3 protein-coding genes are annotated in these 2804 nt (G+C 41.6%); all 3 read right to left on the minus strand.

The window, feature by feature from the left end; all coding sequences use genetic code 11:
- Positions 1 to 237: 237 nt before the first annotated feature.
- Positions 238 to 654 (minus strand): ATP synthase F1 subunit epsilon, encoded by a 417-nt coding sequence (atpC, locus tag LBH49_02940; protein MDR0351578.1) that lies wholly within the window; start codon positions 652 to 654, stop codon positions 238 to 240.
- A gap of 1 nt (position 655) precedes the next feature.
- On the minus strand, positions 656 to 2068 hold the full coding sequence (gene atpD / locus LBH49_02945; protein MDR0351579.1) for a F0F1 ATP synthase subunit beta: 1413 nt from the start codon (positions 2066 to 2068) through the stop codon (positions 656 to 658).
- Positions 2069 to 2074: 6 nt separating this feature from the next.
- Positions 2075 to 2804, minus strand: a 730-nt coding sequence (locus LBH49_02950) for a F0F1 ATP synthase subunit gamma (protein ID MDR0351580.1), incomplete at its 5' end; no start/stop codon positions are given.

Below are 2804 nucleotides of genomic sequence, written 5' to 3' on the forward strand. Positions count from 1 at the left end.
GCCATTTTACGCATAAAAGAGCTACGAGATATGGGCATTGAGACAATTATACCATCAGAAAATGCCCTAAGAGCAATGTTCGTCCTCCATGGCAAAGATTATGACGATTATAAAAATGAAATCCATGACCGTAAAGAATTCAAAATTTGGTAGTAATTATGAAATTCATTTATATGGCGCAGCAATGCGCCATTTTTGTTTAAGACAATCCTTCCACTGATGAATTAAAAATAAAGATTATCTAACATTAACTCTGCCAGCTAGTTGGGCCACATGATAACGGATTTTTGCTTCGAGTTTTTCGACCTCCTCTTGATTATAATCGCTTTTCATTCGTGCTAACTCGAGAGCTTTTTCAGCGGCTTCCTTGGCGTTTTTAACACTGTCAACATCTACAGATTTTATATTCACGGCTTCGTCAACTAAAATTGATAACCTGTTGTGTTCTAACTTCAAAAATCCCGACGAAATGGCAATGTTTTCACGATTTTTTCCATAGGTGACTATAACACTACCAGGCCATACCAAAGCAATTATGGGTCTATGTTCCGGTAAAATTTCAATCTCACCCAAAGCAGTGGAAATGACCACCGATGAAGCCTCCCCATTGAAAATTTCTTTGGCCGGCGTTATTATTTCCAAAAAAATCGACATATCATCCCTTATTGGATTTCAAAACTTCATCCACAGTGCCCTTCATATAAAAATCATTCTCTGGCACATCATCTAGCTTCCCGTCAAGTATCATAGCAAAACCTTTAACCGTTTCTGCCGTAGAAACATACCTACCAGGTATCCCGGTAAAAGCCTCAGCCACATGGAATGGTTGCGATAAAAATCTCTGAATTTTCCTAGCCCGCGAAACGGTCAACTTGTCAGCCTCGGACAACTCGTCCATTCCAAGGATGGCGATTATATCCTGCAACTCTTTATATTTTTGAAGCACAGATTGGACCTCTCGTGCAACCCTAAAATGTTCTTCACCAACAATACCTGGATCAAGCGCCTTCGACGTGGAGGCCAATGGATCCACCGCCGGGAATAAAGCCAATGCCGCAATCCTCCGATCCAATACAATGGTAGAATCCAAATGGGCAAAGGTATTGGCCGGCGCTGGATCAGTCAGATCATCTGCCGGTATATACACTGCCTGAAAAGAAGTTATTGAACCATTTTTCGTCGACGTAATCCTCTCCTGCAACTGACCCATCTCATAGCTAAGCGTAGGTTGGTAACCGACAGCCGATGGCGATCGCCCAAGCAAAGCCGACACTTCAGATCCGGCCTGGGAGAATCTAAATATATTATCAATAAACAGCAACACATCCTGATGCTTCTCATCACGAAAATATTCTGCAATGGTTAACCCAGTCAACCCAATGCGCATGCGAGCCCCAGGTGGCTCATTCATCTGGCCAAAAACTAATGCCACTTTGGAATTTATCGGATTTTTTTCATCGATAACCCCCGAATCACACATTTCATAGAAAAGATCATTGCCTTCTCGCGAACGCTCCCCCACTCCGGCAAAAACAGAAAAACCTCCGTGCCCTAGAGCGATATTATTTATTAACTCTGTGATTACCACAGTTTTGCCAACGCCTGCACCACCAAATGCACCAATCTTTCCTCCTTTCACAAAGGGGCAGATCAAATCAATAACCTTTATGCCAGTCTCTAAAATATTGGCACAAATATCCTGATCCAGTAATTTCGGAGGTTTTCTATGAATTGCCCAACGCGTTTTGGTATTCACAACACCTTTACCATCAACCGGATCGCCCACAACATTAAGAATGCGCCCCAGGACCTCTTGTCCCACCGGAACAGAAATGGGGGCACCTAGATCAAGCACCTTGATCCCCCGGGATAGACCATCGGTCGATGCCATTGAAACGGCTCTAACTTTGCCATTTCCAATATGTTGCTGAACTTCCAATATGAGCTTCTTTCCATCAATCCCCAAATCGATTTCCAAAGCATTATATATATCTGGCAAGTTGGTAACATCAAATTGCACATCAACCACGGCACCTATTACCTGAACTACTTCTCCTAAGTTACTCATAATTAATTAATTACAATTTGCAGCGGCTAACTCAATGATCTCACTGGTGATGGCAAATTGCCTAGACTTATTGTACTCTAATTTCAAATTTTTCGACAATTCATTGGCATTATCGGTGGCAGCCTTCATGGCAACAGTCCTTGCACTGTGTTCAGAAGCCTTCGCCTCCAAAATACTTTGATACATACCATACTTAATAAATGTCCTCACAATGGAATCAAGTATACTCGACGGCGATGGCTCAAAAATTATTTCCCGCTTATCTCTCTTAATTCTTTCGCTATCAACACCAAGGGAATTAGCTATTTTTTTAAATTCATCATAGAAATCAGTCATCGGCAGGATTTTTCTAAAAATAGGCACATGACATAGCGTATTTTTAAATCCAGCATAGAGCACATCGCAGCCATTTATCTCGCCGTCATCGTACAACTGCATAACAAGCTCGCATAGCCCAAGAACTTCATGAAACTCCGATATGTCATTGATGGAAAAACTAGCTATCAACTTCTTGCCACAGCGACTCAAATAATTTGTAGCTTTTTTTCCAACGGCAATGAACTGTGCATCTCCTTCTATCTGAGCAATTTCGCGAAAAATATTGTTATTCAATGTACCACAAAGCCCTTTATCACTCGCCACAACAACCACACAACGGACTCCAACATTGCTCACATTAAAAAAACGATTGCGCCTAAACTTCTTTATGCAGGCCAAAGACATACATCCAATAATA

The organism is Puniceicoccales bacterium (assembly GCA_031255005.1).
Taxonomy (GTDB): Bacteria; Verrucomicrobiota; Verrucomicrobiia; order Opitutales; family LL51; genus JAIRTH01.